This is a genomic window from Clostridia bacterium (assembly GCA_035628995.1).
GTDB lineage: Bacteria > Bacillota > Clostridia > Lutisporales > Lutisporaceae > BRH-c25.
In genome coordinates this window covers 1-18,353 of record DASPIR010000010.1, presented here as the reverse complement: position 1 = coordinate 18,353, position 18,353 = coordinate 1, and the positions used below count along the sequence as shown (strand labels likewise).

8 protein-coding genes are annotated in these 18,353 nt (G+C 38.6%); all 8 read left to right on the top strand.

Annotated elements, in window-relative coordinates; all coding sequences use genetic code 11:
• The first annotated feature begins 33 nt into the window (after window positions 1–33).
• Complete coding sequence (locus tag VEB00_02940) at window positions 34–192, top strand: hypothetical protein (GenBank protein HYF81971.1); 159 nt, start codon at window positions 34–36, stop codon at window positions 190–192.
• A gap of 209 nt (window positions 193–401) precedes the next feature.
• Window positions 402–815 carry a MaoC family dehydratase gene (locus VEB00_02935; protein ID HYF81970.1) on the top strand — a complete coding sequence of 138 codons (414 nt, stop codon included), beginning with the start codon at window positions 402–404 and terminating at the stop codon, window positions 813–815.
• Between the two features lie 340 nt (window positions 816–1,155).
• A complete protein-coding gene (locus VEB00_02930; protein HYF81969.1) occupies window positions 1,156–1,845 on the top strand; it encodes a 4'-phosphopantetheinyl transferase superfamily protein in 690 nt (229 codons plus the stop codon).
• A 10-nt stretch (window positions 1,846–1,855) separates the two neighbouring features.
• Window positions 1,856–2,569 carry a thioesterase domain-containing protein gene (locus VEB00_02925; protein HYF81968.1) on the top strand — a complete coding sequence of 238 codons (714 nt, stop codon included), beginning with the start codon at window positions 1,856–1,858 and terminating at the stop codon, window positions 2,567–2,569.
• A 27-nt stretch (window positions 2,570–2,596) separates the two neighbouring features.
• Window positions 2,597–9,076: an amino acid adenylation domain-containing protein gene (locus VEB00_02920; GenBank protein HYF81967.1), complete on the top strand. Its 6,480-nt coding sequence runs from the start codon at window positions 2,597–2,599 to the stop codon at window positions 9,074–9,076.
• 24 nt (window positions 9,077–9,100) lie between these two features.
• On the top strand, window positions 9,101–10,387 hold the full coding sequence (locus tag VEB00_02915) for an MFS transporter (GenBank protein HYF81966.1): 1,287 nt from the start codon (window positions 9,101–9,103) through the stop codon (window positions 10,385–10,387).
• A gap of 13 nt (window positions 10,388–10,400) precedes the next feature.
• Window positions 10,401–11,927, top strand: coding sequence for a serine hydrolase domain-containing protein (locus VEB00_02910; protein ID HYF81965.1), 1,527 nt, complete (start codon window positions 10,401–10,403; stop codon window positions 11,925–11,927).
• A gap of 180 nt (window positions 11,928–12,107) precedes the next feature.
• A partial coding sequence (locus VEB00_02905; protein HYF81964.1) for an amino acid adenylation domain-containing protein occupies window positions 12,108–18,353 on the top strand: 6,246 nt, incomplete at its 3' end.

The window sequence follows — 18,353 nt, the reverse complement described above, 5'->3', positions numbered from 1 at the left end:
ATATGAATTTAATTAAAATGCGGAGGTAAGTATATGAAATGTAATGATTGCAAGAATTTTAAAGTGCAAGAGGAAAGAACCGAAAAGGATAGTAAGGAGAATGCCACTGGTACATGTGCAATAAACAATACTACATGTGATCCTACGGATGAATGCAAAACAGGATTGTTTGACAAGATGGGAGCGATATGACAAACAGGCTATGGGCAATAGGTACTTGGCAATAGGACTATAAATGACTTTTATATACTGAGTGGTTACGCGTTACGCGTTTCGAGTTGCGCGCTTTAGTCTGGCTATGGAGTAAGGAACGGGTATGGGGTTTTAATATGGTGTATATTTGATTTAAAGCCTAATTATGCTATATTAGTATATGTAGAAAACTTGGAGGAGGAGATGGAATGGGTAAGACGTATTCACAGATAAATGTCGGTGATACAGCAAGCTTTGAAAAGACGATAAGTGAATCCGATGTATATATGTTTGCAGGCGTAACAGGTGATCTCAATCCAGCACATATAAATCACGAAGCCATGAAGAACACTAAATTCGGGGGAAGGATAGTACATGGAATGCTAACGGCAGGCTTGGTGTCTGCAGTACTTGGAATGCAGCTGCCAGGACCCGGAACCATATATCTTTCACAGCAGCTCAATTTTAAGGCTCCTGTCAAAATTGGAGAGACTTTAAAGGCTGTTGCGGAAGTTGTTGAAAAGCTTGAAAAAGGCAGAGTAAGGATAAAAACTACCTGCTATAATCAGGATGGAGTTGAAGTACTGGGCGGGGAAGCGCTGGTCATAGCACCAAAAGAATAGGATGGAGAAATATAATTACAGAGTGATGAAATAGATTTATGTATTTGATATAAGACCACTACATTCCATTTGCAAATGGAATGTAGTGGTCTTATATTTCCAAGAATATAGCGAAATATACCGAAATGTGTCAACTAAATATATACAAAATTAGAAAAATATAGAAGGAATTACAAAATATTTACAGAATTATATTTATAAGAAATTATATAGTGATAGAATGAGCAATTATTTATACATTTTCAAGTACACCTTTTGTTATATCATTGCTTCTGAATTGTTGATATTTTCTTGTTTCCCATTTATACGAAAGCTACGTTATTAAGAGGTTATTCTTATTATGATTGAAGTTTATGCATTAAAAATTGATAGAAGAATTGAGTCAATCGAGTTTAATTCTCTTATGCACTATGTAGACAAAAGCAGGCAAAATGCAATAAGCAGATTCTGCAAGTACGAAGACGCCCAAAGATCCTTGTTTTCCGAGCTTTTAATAAGATCCATAGCTGCAGATAAGTTGAAAATAAACAGCAGTGCAATACAATTTGACAAAAACAAATTCGGAAAGCCATTTATTAAAAATCTGCCAGGCTTTTGCTTTAACATATCTCACTCAGGAGAATGGGTAGTATGTGCAATAGATAATGAAGAAATAGGAATAGATATAGAAGAAATATGCCCTATAGATTTGCAAATAGCGAATGAATTCTTTACGAAGCAAGAAATCATAGAGATGCAATCTAAATTACTTGAACAGAAGCTTTTATACTTTTATGACTTATGGACACTTAAGGAAAGCTATATTAAGGCATGGGGAAAAGGATTGTCTATTCCGCTGGATTCGTTTTCACTCAAAGTAAACGCATTTCAAAATATTGAACTAAAGACGAATAATGATTTTAGAGAATGTTACTTTAAGCAATATGATATAGATCCTGACTATAAAATGGCGGTTTGTTCTCTAAAAAGTGAATTTCCTAAGCATGTGACAGTAGAAGACATGGATGAATTTATTGAAAGTATCAAATAAAGAGGTGACGATGTTGAAAAAGATAAAGTTATTCTGTCTGCCATATGCAGGCGGCTCTTCCAATATATATTCCAAATGGGGCAAATGTATAGATCATTCAATTGAAATACATCCGATTGAACTCGCCGGAAGAGGGAAAAGATATGTCGATTGCCTATACGATAATATTGGGCAAGCTATTGATGACGTTTATAAAACTGTTGTGGAGAATATTGATGACTCTTCTTTTGATTATGCTATCTTTGGACATAGCTTGGGGGGGCTTATAGCATATGAACTGGTACATAGAATTAAACTGGAAAGCAAGTCTCAACCCATTCATGTTTTCTTCTCAGGCACAAAGGCACCTCATTTTGATAAAGAGAAGGACAAGACCTACGATCTGCCAGATGATGAATTTAAGCAAAGGGTATTGGAGCTTGGGGGAACCCCAAAGGAAGTACTGGAAAATGATGAACTGTTGAATGTATTTCTCCCTATATTAAGAGCAGACTTTAAGATTAATGAGACCTACGAGTATGTAGAAAGGCAGGATAAAATAAACTGCGACATAACGGTGTTAGGTGGAAAAAAGGATGATATGAAACTCAATGAGATCGTCGAATGGAGAAAACATACAGCAGGTAAGTGCAATATATTTATGCTGGAGGGAGATCACTTTTTTATAAATACCAATTCGGATGATGTGATAAAGCTCATTAATAATACTTTATCAAGAGAATAGACTCCAGAAAAAGGAGGGAATTATTAAATGACCAATATAAGAGCTGATTACGGAACTCTAATAGATGTATTGGAAAATAGCATTAAACTGAATAAGGGTATCACCTATATCAATGGAGATGAGAATGATGTTTTTGTTGGTTATGATAAGCTGTATTGCGATGCTCTTATTGTGCTTTACAACCTACAATTAATGGGCATAAAACCTGGTCAAGAATTAGTATTTCAGATAGAAAAAAATGAGGATTTTACGAATATATTCTGGGCATGTATACTTGGCGGTATAATTGCAGTTCCGGTTACCATCGGGGTGAATGAAGAACATAGGAATAAGCTTCTTAAAATATTAGATATTTTAAATGATCCTTTACTGATTATAGGTGAAGAAGTATATAACAAACTGGTATTATATCTTAAAAAAATAGGATTGAACGAAGCATACGATAAAATTAAAAACAGGGCTGTATTTGTAGAAGATGCATACAAAAAAGAAGGGGTAGGTACAATACATAGAGCTCAGAAAAATGATATTGCATTTATACAATTTTCTTCGGGATCAACAGGAGAGCCCAAAGGCGTTGTCCTTACTCATGAAAACCTGATAACCAATATGGCAGCTATTACAAAAGCCGTAGGCATTACAAGCCAGGACTCATCCTTTGGATGGATGCCGCTAACCCATGATCTGGGTCTTATAGGTTTTCATCTTACACCACTGTTCGCAGGTATAAATCAGTATATTATGCCCACTGTTTTCTTCATTACACACCCTATCAAGTGGTTAGAAAAGGCAAATCAATATAGAGTAAGCTTATTAGCTTCGCCTAATTTTGGATACAAGCATTTCTTGAATTTTTTTAATGATGATATAAGCAGGGATTGGAATCTTTCGTGCATCCGGCTGATAATTAATGGGGCTGAGCCTATTTCTGCAAGCCTAAGCAACGAATTCTATAATAAAATGGCTGCTTGGGGTTTAAAGAAGGAAGCGGCATTCCCAGTTTACGGTATGGCAGAAGCATGCGTTGCAGTAACTTTTTCACAGCCGGGAGCTGGGTTGATACCAGTGCCGGTGGATAGAAAACACCTTTCAATAGGAAGTGTCATAAAAGAAATAGACAACCCTCAAAACCGTGATGCGTTGGTTTTTGTGGAATTAGGTTATCCGGTAGAGGATTGCTTTGTAAGAATATGTGATGATGAGGATAGGGTATTAGGAGATAATATTGTTGGAAATATTCAAATACAAGGGAAAAATGTAACTTCGGGATACTATAATAATCCTGACGCCACTTCACTGATAATGACTTCAGATGGATGGCTCAGGACGGGTGATTTAGGTTTTTTTAAGCACGGAAGCCTAATTGTGACAGGGAGAAAAAAAGACATCATATTTGTAAATGGACAGAATTATTATCCCCATGACATAGAAAGAGTTGCCGAGGAAGTAGATGGAATAAATATAGGGATGGTTGCTTCCTGCGGAATCTATAACATAGAGCGTCAAAAAGAAGAGATTGGAATTTTTGTATTGTACAAACGCGAGTTGCAAAAATTCGCCCAACTTGCCTTGAAAATAAAAAGTTATATCAACAAACAAACAGGTCTGGAAGTCGGAGCCGTTGTGCCTATTATAAAAATGCCCAAGACAACCAGCGGCAAGATTCAGCGGTATATACTCAAGGAGATGTATGAGGCAGGAGAATTTACCGACGTTCTAGACCGTTTAAGGATATATATTGAGGAAATGCTTGAATTGAGGATAACAGAACCTCCCAGAGATGAGTTTGACGAGAAAGTGCTTAATATATGGATGCATGTATTAGATATAAATAGTATTAGCATAACGGACAACTTCTTTGAATTGGGCGGCAACTCCTTAAAAGCAGCTTATATTGCAAACGGCATATATAGGGAATTTGGTGTCATATTACCTCTCAAGGGTATATTTGAGGAGCCGACAATAAAGGCGCTGGCAGATTATATAAAAACTGCGGACAAGACGGTATATGAACCAATTGAAAAAATTAAAGAAGGACAACACTATGAGGTTTCTTCTGCAGAGAAGAGAATATTTGTACTGGATCAGCTGAATGGAAACGACATCAGCTATAATATTTCGCAAGCCATATGGATAAAGGGGCGAATCGACAAAGAAAGATTCGAATACGCCTGCAGGGAATTGGTGAGAAGAAATGAGAGCCTCAGGACATATTTTACAATTTATAAAGGGGCACCCGTACAAAGAGTCTTACAGGATATAGATTTCCAGTTCGAATACTTAAAATGTGAGCAAAGCAGGCTGCAGGAAACCATAACAGCTTTTATTAAGCCCTTTGACTTGGGAAGAGCCCCGCTTTTTAGAATGGGTCTCTTTGAGGTAGAAGCAGAAAAGTCTATTTTTATGCTGGATGTACACCATATTATAGCCGACGGAACATCGGTGAGTATTTTATGGGATCAGTTTATTAAATTATATGAAGGTAAACAGCTGGAAGAACCTAAAATACAGTACAAGGACTTTGCGGCATGGCAGAATAGGCAGATAGAGAGTGGTGGGCTGAATGAGAAAGCGCAGTACTGGATGAATGAATTTAGCGGAGAGATTCCTGTATTAGAATTGCCCTATGATTATTCGCGTCCATTATACCAGAGTTTTGAAGGTAATAAATTAAGCTGCGAGTTGGATAAATCCACTAGTCATAAATTGAAAGTACTTGCCGGGAAAAATGGGACAAGCCTATTTATGCTGCTGCTTTCTGCCTATTATGTACTTCTAAAGAAATATTCAAATCAGGAGGATATTGTTGTAGGGACTTCAGTTGCAGGAAGAATTCATCCGGAATTGGATGATATGATCGGTATGTTTGTGAATACTTTGCCCCTTAGAAATTATCCGGAGGGAAGAAAGACATTTGATGCATTTCTAAAAGAAGTAAAGGGAAATAGCTTAAAAGCCTATGAAAATCAAAGCTATCAATTTGAGTTAATTGTAGAAAAGCTTAACATCAAAAGGGATATGAGCAGAAACCCATTGTTTGATACGATGTTTGTCATGCAGAATATGAAAACAGATGAGTTGGGAGGAGAAAATCATGAATTTGAGATTTACCCGGTAAATAACCACATTGCAAAATTCGATTTGACTTTTTTTGCGTGGGAGCTTGATAAGAGAATTTGCATAGAAGTGGAATATTGTACAAAGCTATTCGAAGAAAAAACCATAGAGCGGTTGTTGGTGCATTACCTTAATATCTTAAATGAGATACTGGAGAACCCAGCGCTTAAGATATCAGATATTAGGATGCTTTCCCAAGAAGAAATGACAAAACTTGTGTATGGCTATAATGAAACCGGTCGTGCTTATCCACAAAATAAGACTATTATCGAATTAATAGAAGAACAGGCTGAAAAAACACCTGGAAATGTTGCGCTCATCTGGAATGATAATAAACTGACTTATGAGGAGTTGAAACATCATGTTAATCTGTTTGCCTGTCTTTTGAGAAACCGGGGTTTAGGAAGAAATGACATAGTTGCAATAGTTTCAGGTCGCTCAATAGAACTTGTGATTGCTATGCTGGCAGTATTAAAGGCCGGCGGCGCCTATTTACCAATTGATCCCGGCTATCCTTCTGAAAGAATCAATTTTATGTTGAAGGACAGCGGGGCAAAACTACTTTTAACTCAGGCACAATATATAGATAAATATGAATTTGAAGGTGATTATATTGATATCTGCGGTGAAAAGGCATTTCAAGAACAACCAGTAAGCCTTCAAAATATAAATATGCCTGAGGATTTAGCATATGTGATATACACATCGGGCAGTACCGGAAAGCCCAAAGGCGTCATGCTGGAGCATAGAAATCTGGTCAATTATATAATTTGGGCTGCGAAGAATTATGTAAAGGGAGAAAGCTTGAACTTCCCATTATATACTACCGTATCTTTCGACCTTACAATTACCTCAATATATACGCCTTTAATAACTGGTAACAGCGTTGTCATATACGGTGACGACGACCAGGAGGTATTGATTCGAAAAGTGATAAGAGAAAATAAGGCAGGAATCGTAAAAGCAACGCCGGCACACTTAAGAATCATTAGGAATGATGATAATACAATGTCTTCTATTAAAAGGCTTATCGTGGGAGGCGAACAACTGGATACTGAGCTTGCCGGCAGGATTCAGGAAAGCTTTGGGAAGCAAATAGAAATTTATAACGAATACGGACCTACTGAGGCAGCCGTGGGTTGTATGATATACAAATTTGATAAGAAAAAAGACCTGGGAGCAAACGTGCCGATCGGTGTTCCTGCGGATAACGTGCAAATTTATCTATTAGATAAGGATATGAAGCCAGTACCGGAAAATGTACCCGGAGAAAAATATATATCAGGAGACGGAATTTCAAGAGGGTATTTGGGAAGAGACGAATTGACCGCGGATAAGTTTATTGAGAACCCCTTCCTTGAAGGTAAAAAAATGTACCGGACAGGGGATTTGGCAAAAAGATTACAGGGTGGCAATATTGAATTCATTGGAAGAATAGACCATCAAGTGAAAATCCGGGGCTATAGGATTGAACTTGGAGAGATAGAAAGCCAGCTGTTAAAGCATACATTAATCGAGCAGGCAGTGGTTGTGGATAGAGAAACCGTCAGTGGGGATAAATATTTGGCTGCGTATCTGAAATCAAGTACAGATATTGCTGCATCCGAACTAAGAGAATATCTAATAAATGAACTGCCGGAGTACATGGTTCCTTCATATTTTGTAAAATTAAATGAAATACCCTTAACCATAAATGGGAAAGTAGATAAAAAAGCTTTGCCGGAACCGAATGAATTTATTTCACGGGATAATGAATATATTGCGCCGGAGAATGAACGAGAAGTAATATTTGCAGGTATATGGGCGGACATTTTAGGCGTTTCCAGGGTAGGTGTGCTGGATAACTATTTTTCATTAGGCGGAGATTCCATAAAGGCAATTCAAATCGCATCAAGGCTCAGCCAATCAGGGATTGATATCAGTGTGAAGAATATATTGACATACCAAACAATCCGACAATGCTGCCTGAATTGCAAGGAAGATTCCAATATAAAGGAATATGAACAAGGTCTTATTGAAGGGTCAATTGGGTTTACACCTATTGTCCAATGGTTTTCGGCTTTAAAGCTTAAAAGTCCTAATTACTACGATCAATCGGTTTTATTGAGGTTTAAAGAAAAAGTAGATGTTGAAAAACTTGGACAAACATTGACCAAGATAGTAGAGCACCATGACGGACTAAGATTAAACTTAGAATCTGAAAGAGACGCCTTATATTTCAACAACAATCATTTAAAAACGGGATTTAATGTTGAGATATTCGATATATCTGGTTTTTCAAAAGAAAATCAAGCTTTAGAGATGGAAAGAATCGGTATAGATTTGAAATCAAGCTTTGATATGGAGAAATCCCTATTGATAAAATGTGCGGTTATAAATGCGGATGAAAATGAACAGTATGTACTTCTTGCGGCGCATCATATTGTTGTAGACGGGGTATCATGGAGAATCATTCTTGAAGATTTCTATAATATCTATATCTCATTGAAAAACGGCAAAGCAATTACTATGCTGCAAAAGACTGCATCCATGAGCGATTGGCATGACTGGCTGACAAGCTATTTGAAAAGCAAAGAATTAGCAGACAGTAGGAGCTATTGGCAAAACTTGTGCTTCAGTAAGTTTAAGCTGCCATTGGATAAACAGAGGTCTGAGTGGAGCAATCATAGTAAATCGATCATTGGTTTTGAATTGGGGGAAAGAGACACCTGCAAACTTCTCAAGGAAAGCCATAAAGCATACAATACGGATGTTAAGGATTTGCTGATTACTGCCCTTGTAAGAACACTAAGAGACTGGACAGGCATGGACGAGATTGTAATAGAGCTGGAAGGCCATGGCAGGCATTTTGAAGATATAGACGTATCAAGAACGGTGGGATGGTTTACCTCAATTTATCCGGTAAGGTTTATTGCGGCTTCAGATGATGTAAGCGAGCAGATTAAGTCTGTAAAAGAAGAATTAAGAGGGGTGCCTAATGAAGGCATTGATTATGGCATACTGAGAAATATCACTCATGATATTAACGATGAAGTCGAAAACTTAGCACAAGTCAGATTTAATTATCTTGGACAATTTGATAATGAAGTTGAAAATGAGTTGTTTTCGTACGCTAATAATAAAACTGGTGATGATGTGGGTATGAACAATGATATGACGGCTATTTTAGAAATCAATTGTATGGTTGTAAAGGGTCAGCTTGAATTTAATATGAACTTTAATAATAAAGCATTTGAGGAAGAAACGTTACAGTCATTCTCAACTAATTATCTAACAAACCTGGAATATATAATAGATCATGTTTTAAATAGAGATGATGTTTATTTTACACCGTCAGACTTTGAAACGATAGAGATTAAGCAAGAAGATTTAGACATACTTTTTGATTAAACATTAAGGAGGGAAACAAAACAAATGGAGAATTTACAAGTAAGCACAGAAAAGCAAATCCCAATCAACTTTAAACTGAATTTCATACTGGTTGTAATGGGGAGGCTTGTATCAAACCTTGGAACTGCGATATTTAACTTTGCATTAAGTCTTTATGTATTGGACATAACAAAATCAGCTTCAGCATTTACTATGGTCATTAGTTTTGCCATATTGCCCGGGGTGTTTGTTAACATACTTGCCGGTGTATTTGTTGATAGGAATGACAAGAAAAAGATTATAGTAGCAAGCGATATACTAACAGGAATATGTGTGTTCATTTTTATGATATTTTTTAAGATGTATTCAACGTCGATCCTCTTATTCATTCTATATGTCATTGTAATAAATACAATACAGGCGTTCTTCAACTTATCCATTAATTCATCTATACCAAATATCGTTAGTGAAGAAGGTACGAATAAAGCTAACTCCGCGCTGCAATCGGTGGGTGCCGTAATAAATATAGTGGGACCCATAGTCGGAGCCATACTATATAAAACAATAGGCATGGAGGCGATATTCCTGGCAAATGCAGTATCATTTGTTCTTTCAGGGATTTCTGAAATGTTCATTATATTTATCAAGAATGCTGAAGTTATAGAAGAAAAACCGCAGAAAAGTTATATCGAAAATGTGAAAGAAGTATTTACATATCTCAATACACAAAAAATATTGAAGTTTTTGCTTATAATAGCCGTCGCTCTGAATGCCGTTTTAAATCCCATGGTATTGCTGGTATTGCAGTATATAACCTATAATGTCATAAAAATAACCGGTTTTCAATTGTCATTGATTGAGTCATCATGGGCAATAGGGACAATAGTTGGTGCACTATTTGTCATGACACGTAAATCAAATGCTCCGATACTGAGGAGATTCTTTATACTTCTTGAGGTACAAGCTTTGCTTATAGTACTTTGGTTTTTCCCAAGAGTGTCTATTTTTGCTGATGCATCCAAATGGACTATTACAATACTATTTGCGCTGCTGATTTTTCTATACGGTATGCTTAACACAATACAAAACATACCGCTCTTCACCCATTTTCAATTAAAGATACCGGAAGAACTGAGGGGACGTGTATTCGGTGTATTGTTTACTGCATTGAATATATCAACACCTATAGGCATGTGGGTATTTGGGTTTGCGCTTGTAAAGGCAGATTGGGTATATATACCGGTTGCATCCGGCATACTGGTGTTTATCGTATGCTTGATAGAAAACAGGAATAAGCATTTCAGAGAATTTACTAATAATCTTGAAGATTAGGGGGTACGAGGATATGTCAGGAGTTAAGGCTTTTTCGCTATTGATCATTATAGCAATGCTTACAAATGTGACATTAGTATCAGGAATGAATATGACAATGGGACAAAAACAAGCCACAGATAATACATCGGAGTTTCAAAAGAAGCTTGATAGTCAGGTGCCTGATTTGTTGAAAAAATATGGGGTTCCCGGGGTAAAAATAGCAGTGATAGAGGGTGATAAAGTTTGGGAAAAAGAATATGGTTATGCAGATAAATCCGCTAAAAAACTGATATCAGCAAATACTATTTTTCAGGTTGGTTCTGTTTCTAAGATGGTCACAGCTTGGGGCGCAATGAAGCTGGTGGATCAAGGTAAAATAAACTTGGACACACCTGTAGAAGAGTATTTAACAAGGTGGCATCTGCCAAAATCCCAATACAACAGTGAAGGGGTTACATTACGCAGGATACTTAGCCATACCGCTGGACTTTCTTTGCAAGGTTATGCAGGGGCAGCACCTTCAAAAAAACTGGTAAGCATTGAGGAATCCCTATCCGGAAGAACCTATGGGGCAGGGGATGTAAGAATCATATATGAACCGGGAAGCAGATTTCAATATTCAGGTGGAGGCTACACACTGCTGCAGCTAATGATAGAGGAAGTAAGCGGGATGCCCTTTGAAAAATACATGGAGCAGGAAGTACTGAAGCCTTTAGGAATGAACAATAGTGCATTTGAATGGAAAGATGAGTTTAAAGCAAATATGTCAAAAGCATATGGTGTACTGGGACAAACACTGCCAAACTACCTATTCACTGAAAAAGCTGCAGCCGGATTATTTACGACTGCTGCAGACCTTGCAAAGTTTGAAATGGCAGTGATGAATGTATCGGGCGAGGAACCCGCAGGTAGAGGCGTAGTGAAGCCTGAAACAGTTGCTTTAATGACAACCAGCGTGACAAATGCCGATTGGGGTTTAGGCTACCAAATGATAGATTTGCCCAATGGAGAAACCGCAGTAGGCCATGGAGGAACTAACAGGGGCTGGAGGGCTCAATTGGTCGAAATACCGGACAAAAAGCAAGGCTTGGTCATCTTAACCAATAGCGATATGGGAGACAATGTTATCGGAGAAATTGCAGCACTCTGGATGGAACAACAGACAGGAGGGCTTCCAGATTTCTATAGCAATATGCATAGCATGGATAGAAGTACATTGATGCTGGCTGTCATATTAGGGTTCTTATTTGTTGCAGCTTCAATGTTGGTAGCAAATAGTATCATGAAGGGGAAAAGACAATATGCATATTTAAAAGATAAGAAGATGGGGAAAAAAATATTGAGAATATTAGCTCCTGTACTCATAACAGCTGCGTGGTGGATAGGATTGTATGGACCGATCGTACGCGGATGGAATGTAGCCGGATTTTTACCTGCATCACTAAAATGGGTAACTTTAGCTGTAACTCTGTGGTGTATGTTGTTATTGGTGATAGCCGTACTTCCGAAAAAAAATAAGAAGAAAAGTGTAGATAATAAATTAAATATAGATAGCTAAACGCGAATAATAAATTTCAATAGAGCAGGCTAATGGAGGGTAAAAAAAGTAACTATCATTCAATAGACTGCTCTATTTTCAATATGTGCCAGAATTTCCTCATTACATTCAGAAAAGGCCCAGGGGCTTCAAATGCGGCTGAGCCGCCTTTGTTCTCAAACAATGAAGGGAGTGTTACAAATGAGAAATAAAATTGCAAGGAAAAATGTAGAGGATATATTTGCATTAACACCGCTGCAGCAAGGAATGCTGTTTCACTACCTGAAGGATACCGGGAGCAATGAATATATAGAGCAGTTAAGCCTCAGGCTCAAAGGCACAATAGACGCCGGAGCAGTAAAAAGGGCGTGGGACCATGTAGTACAGTGCAATGAAATGCTAAGAACAGTATATAAGTGGGAGAAGCTTGAGGCACCGGTACAGATAGTACAAAGAGAATATGAGGTGCCGGTAAGATATATAGAGATAACAGAAAAAGACGAAGCAGAAAAGCTGATAAAAGAGATAAGAGAAAAGGATAAAGAAGAAGGAATAGACATAGGCACCGAGCCCTTCAGAATAACAGTGGCAAAGCTTAGCGAAGATGAAGGGGAAATGATAATCACCAATCATCACATGCTCTATGACGGTTGGAGCAGTGGAATAATAGTAAAGGAATTTATAGAAGCCTATGAAAGCATACTGGAGGGGAAAGCGCCAATAAAACGAGTAAAACCAAGGTTCAAGGAATATGTAAAGTGGCAGCAGGGGCAAAACAAGGAGGAACAGCTTGAATATTGGAAGAGTTATCTGAAGGGCTATGAAGAAAAGGCTGTAATAACAGGTAATAGAGCAGAGAAAGAAAAGGAAGAAAAAACAGCCGTATACCATGAGGAACTGGAGCCGGAATTGAAGGGCGCAATGGAAAGAGTATGCCGTGAAGAGAAAGCAGCAATGGCAACAGTGATAAACACAGCATGGGGGATACTGCTGCAGCGGTACAACAATACGGGAGATGTGGTATTTGGCACGACAGTATCGGGAAGGGCGGCAAAGCTGGAGGGGATAGAAGAGGCAGTGGGGCTGTACATAAACACGCTGCCCATAAGAGTAAAGGCAGAAGATAAAGAAAGTATAGGGGAATTGCTGAGACAAGTAGAGAGAGAGACAAGAGAAAGAGAGGCATATGAGAGCCTAGACCTGGCGGAAATACAGGGAGCGGTAGAAGCAGGGGTCGGAGAAAGCCTGTTTGACACACTGGTGGTAATAGAGAACTACCCTATAGATAAGCATTTGATTAATAGGGAAGGCAAAGTAGAAGTTGAGATTGGTGAAATAAGAGAAGAGACAAACTACGATATAACCATGGGAGTGATGCTCAAGGACAAAATCGTACTTAGCATATCCTATAAGGAAGGCAAGTATGAAGCAGACGGGATAAAAAGACTGACCGGGCACCTGAAGAATATATTATGGGATGTCAGCGAAAATAGCAAGAAGCGTGTAAAAGAAATTGAGATGACAAGCAAGAAGGAGAAGCAGCAGCTATTATATGAATTTAATGACACCTATGCTGAGTACCCAAGGGACAAGACTATCCATGAGCTGTTTGAGGAACAGGCTGCAAGGACACCTGATAATATAGCAGTAGTGTATGAGAATAGTCAGCTTACGTATAGGGAGTTGAATGAGAAAGCTAACCAGCTTGCAAGGGTATTGAAAGAAAAGGGAGTAGTGTCTGATAGTATAGTAGGCATCATGGTAGAGCCGTCTTTAGAGATGATAACAGGGATCATGGGGATATTGAAAGCAGGGGGAGCATATCTGCCTATAGACCCTGAATATCCTGCTGACAGGATAAGGTACATGCTGGAAGACAGTGGGTCAAAGCTGCTCCTCGTGCAGCAGCATCTGAGGGATAAGACTGTCTTTGATGGAGAAGTAATAGAACTGGACGATGAGCAGTCGTATGCAGGAGACAGAAATAATCTAGAGACTTTTAACGGGACGGATAATCTGGCATATGTGATATATACCTCCGGAAGCACAGGCAGACCCAAGGGAGTAATGATAGAACATAAATCACTGAAAAACCTGTGTAATTGGCATATCAATCAGTTCAATATAGTTCAAGAAGATAAGGCAACTAAATATGCAGGATTTGGGTTTGATGCGTCAGTATGGGAAACATTTCCTTATTTAATTAAAGGTGCAAGCTTATTTATAATTAGTAAAGATATAATGCTGAATATTGAAAGCTTAAATAAATATATAGAGAAGAATGGAATAACCGTATCCTTTTTACCTACTCAGGTATGCGAGCAGTTTATGAAATTGGAAAACAGAGCCTTGAGACTACTACTGACCGGAGGAGACAAATTAAAGCAGTACAAGCATAATAGCTACGATGTTGTAAATAATTACGGACCAACAGAAAATACTGTAGTGACAACAAGCTATTATATAACTGAGCAGAAGGATAATATTCCAATAGGCAAACCAATATCAAACACCAGCATATACATAATAGATCGAAACAACGACCTTCAACCAATTGGAATATCCGGAGAACTATGCGCATCGGGAGACGGACTGGCGAGAGGATACTTGAATAAACCAGAACTAACTGAAGAAAAATTTGTACCGAACCCCTTCGAACCGGGAACAAGAATGTATAGAACAGGGGACTTGGCAAGGTGGCTGCCTGACGGAAATATAGAATTTTTAGGCAGGATAGATCACCAGGTAAAGATTAGAGGTTTTAGGATAGAGCTGGGGGAGATAGAGAGCCGCCTATTGAAACATGAAGCTGTAAAAGATGCAATAGTAATATCAAGAGAAGATAAAAATGGTGATAAGTATTTATGTGCATATATAACAGCGGGTAGAGGACTGACAGTGAGTGAGCTAAGAGAATACCTAGGTAAAGAATTACCAGAGTATATGATACCGTCATACTTTGTACAACTGGAATCGATGCCGCTAACACCCAATGGAAAGATAGACAGAAAGGCGTTACCCGAGCCTAACAGTAGTACGACAGCAGGAGTAGAATATGAAGCTTCGAGGAATGAGATAGAGGAGAAGCTGGTAAAGATATGGCAAGAAGTATTGAAAGTAGAGCAGGTAGGAATCAATGACAACTTCTTTGAACTTGGTGGGCATTCACTGAAGGCAACAAGCCTTGTCGCAAAGATACACAAGGAACTGAACGTAGAAATGCCGCTAAGAGAGATATTCAAGGCGCCCACAATAAAAAGAATAGCGGAATACATAAGCGGACAGGAGGAAAAAGTATATGCAGCTATAGAGCTTATAGGGGAGAGACCGCATTATGAGCTGTCATCAGCGCAGAAGAGGCTGTACACACTGCAGCAGTTTGACCAGGAAAGTACCGGATACAACATACCAGGAGTAATGGAGATAGAAGGGAAGCTGGATGCAGAAAGACTGAAAGGTGCATTCAGGAAGCTAATTGAGAGGCATGAATCCTTCAGGACAAGCTTTGAGCTTATTGGAGAGGAGATAGTGCAGAAAATACATAAGGAATTAGAGTTTGAAATAGAGTATACGGATAAAGCATTATCTGCAGAAGAGGTAAAAGGAATAGCAAGAAGCTTTATAAGACCCTTTGATTTAGGTAAAGCACCACTTTTGAGGGTGGGGCTTATTAAACTGTATTCAGAAAAATATATACTTATGTTCGACATGCACCACATTATATCTGACGGGACTTCAATGGGAGTACTGACAGACGAATTTGTAAAGCTGTATGAAGGGCGGGAACTGTCACCACTAAGGCTGCAATACAAAGATTATGCAGCATGGCAAAATAGTATGTTAAGCAGCAAGGCAATGAAGAAGCAGGAAGAACATTGGCTGGAAGTCTTTGCAGGAGAGATACCCATACTTAGCCTGCCGACAGATTACCCCAGACCTGCCATACAAAGTTTTGAAGGAGACAATGTTTACTTTGAATTAAATAACGAGATAACAGAGGGACTAAGGAAAATAGCAAAAGAGACAGGAGCAACCATGTACATGGTGCTATTGGCTGGCTTTAATATACTATTGTCCAAATACAGCGGGCAGGAGGACATAGTAGTGGGAAGTCCGATCGCCGGGAGACCTCATGCAGACCTGGAGAACATCATTGGCATGTTTGTAAACACACTGGCAATGAGGAACTATCCTGATGGAAATAAGACATTCAGAGAGTTTTTAGAAGAAGTAAAGGTAAAATGCCTTAAGGCATATGAAAACCAGGGTTACCAGTTTGAAGAGCTGGTAGAGAAACTGGACATAGGTCGTGATATGAGCAGAAATCCATTATTTAGTGTAATGTTTGCATTGCAGAATGAAGAGATGGAAGCGCTGAACATAGAAGGGTTGAGAGTTAGGAGCCATGAGAACGGACATAGAATATCCAAGTTTGATATAACTCTAAATGCAATGGAATCAGGAGAAAAGTTAGGACTAAATATAGAATACTGCACAAAGCTATTCAGGAAAGAAACAATAGAGGGGTTAGCTAAACACCTGACAAACATACTTGCAAACATAACAAAGACTGTAGAAGTAAAGATATCTGAAATAGATATGTTGAGCGAAGAAGAGAAACATAAGCTGCTGGTTGAGTTCAACAATACATATGCAGAGTATCCGAAAGATAAGACAATACATGAATTGTTTGAGGAGCAAGTGAAAAAGACACCTGATAATGTGGCAGTGGTGTATGAAGACAAGCAGCTTACGTACAGGGAGCTAAACGAGAAAGCTAACCAGCTTGCAAGGGTATTGAAAGAAAAGGGAGTAGTGCCTGATAGTATAGTAGGCATCATGGTAGAGCCGTCTTTAGAGATGATAACAGGGATAATGGGGATATTGAAAGCAGGGGGAGCATATCTGCCTATAGACCCTGAGTATCCTGCTGACAGGATAAGGTACATGCTGGAAGACAGTGGGTCAAAGCTGTTTCTGGTGCAGCAGCATCTAAGGGATAAGACTGTCTTTGACGGAGAAGTAATAGAGCTGGGCGATGAGCGGTCGTATGCAGGAGACAGCAATAATTTAGAAGCGTCTAACGGGTCAGATAATCCGGCATATGTGATATATACATCCGGAAGCACAGGCAGACCCAAGGGAGTAATGATAGAGCATAAATCACTGCAAAACCTGTGTAATTGGCATATCAATCAGTTCAATATAGTTCAAGAAGATAAGGCAACTAAATATGCAGGATTTGGGTTTGATGCGTCAGTATGGGAAACATTTCCTTATTTAATTAAAGGTGCAAGCTTATTTATCATTAGTAAAGATATAATGCTGAATATTGAAAGCTTAAATAAATATATAGAGAAGAATGGAATAACCGTATCCTTTTTACCTACTCAGGTATGTGAGCAGTTTATGAAGTTGGAAAACAGAGCCTTGAGACTACTACTGACCGGAGGAGACAAATTAAAGCAGTACAAGCATAATAGCTATGATGTTGTAAATAATTACGGACCAACAGAAAATACTGTAGTGACAACAAGCTATTATATAACTAAACAGAACGATAATATACCAATAGGCAAACCAATATCAAACACCAATATATATATAGTGGATAGAAACAACAAGCTTCAACCAATTGGAACAGCCGGAGAACTATGCATATCGGGGGACGGACTGGCGAGAGGATACTTGAATAAACCAGAACTAACTGAAGAAAAGTTTGTACCGAATCCCTTCGAACCGGGAACAAGGATGTATAGAACAGGGGACTTGGCAAGATGGCTGCCTGACGGAAATATAGAATTTTTAGGCAGAATAGATCACCAGGTAAAGATTAGAGGTTTTAGGATAGAGCTGGGAGAAATAGAGAGCCGCTTGCTATCTCATGAACACATAAAAGACGCGATAGTGTTGGCAAAGGACGACGAAAATGGAAGCAAGTATCTATGTGCATACATAGTAGGAGAAAAAGAACTGACAGTAAGCGAACTGAGAGAGTACCTTGGTAAGGGATTACCGGACTACATGATACCGGCATACTTTGTACAGCTGGAGAAGATACCCTTAACACAGAACGGGAAGATAGATATGAAGGCATTGCCGGAACCAGATGGAAACATTAATACAGGAGTGGAATACGAAGCACCAAGAAATGAGGCAGAAGAGAAACTTGTAAAGATATGGCAAGAAGTATTGAAGGTAGAGCAGGTAGGAATCAATGAGAATTTCTTTGACCTAGGCGGGCATTCACTGAAAGCAACAAGCATGATGTCAAAGATACATAAGGAACTCAGTGTAGAAGTACCATTAAAAGAAATATTCAGGATACCTACAATCAAAGGATTGTCAGAGTACATAAAAGGACATGCAGAAAACATATATGCAGCTATAGAGCGTATAGAGGAGAGACCATATTATGAGATGTCATCAGCGCAGAAGAGGCTGTAT

Bases quoted from the DNA above. Each gene is read 5' to 3' on its own strand.
- VEB00_02940 (HYF81971.1), top strand. From the start codon at position 34: ATGAAATGTAATGATTGCAAGAATTTTAAAGTGCAAGAGGAAAGAACC.
- VEB00_02920 (HYF81967.1), top strand. From the start codon at position 2,597: ATGACCAATATAAGAGCTGATTACGGAACTCTAATAGATGTATTGGAA.
- VEB00_02910 (HYF81965.1), top strand. From the start codon at position 10,401: ATGTCAGGAGTTAAGGCTTTTTCGCTATTGATCATTATAGCAATGCTT.
- VEB00_02935 (HYF81970.1), top strand. From the start codon at position 402: ATGGGTAAGACGTATTCACAGATAAATGTCGGTGATACAGCAAGCTTT.
- VEB00_02930 (HYF81969.1), top strand. From the start codon at position 1,156: ATGATTGAAGTTTATGCATTAAAAATTGATAGAAGAATTGAGTCAATC.
- VEB00_02925 (HYF81968.1), top strand. From the start codon at position 1,856: ATGTTGAAAAAGATAAAGTTATTCTGTCTGCCATATGCAGGCGGCTCT.
- VEB00_02915 (HYF81966.1), top strand. From the start codon at position 9,101: ATGGAGAATTTACAAGTAAGCACAGAAAAGCAAATCCCAATCAACTTT.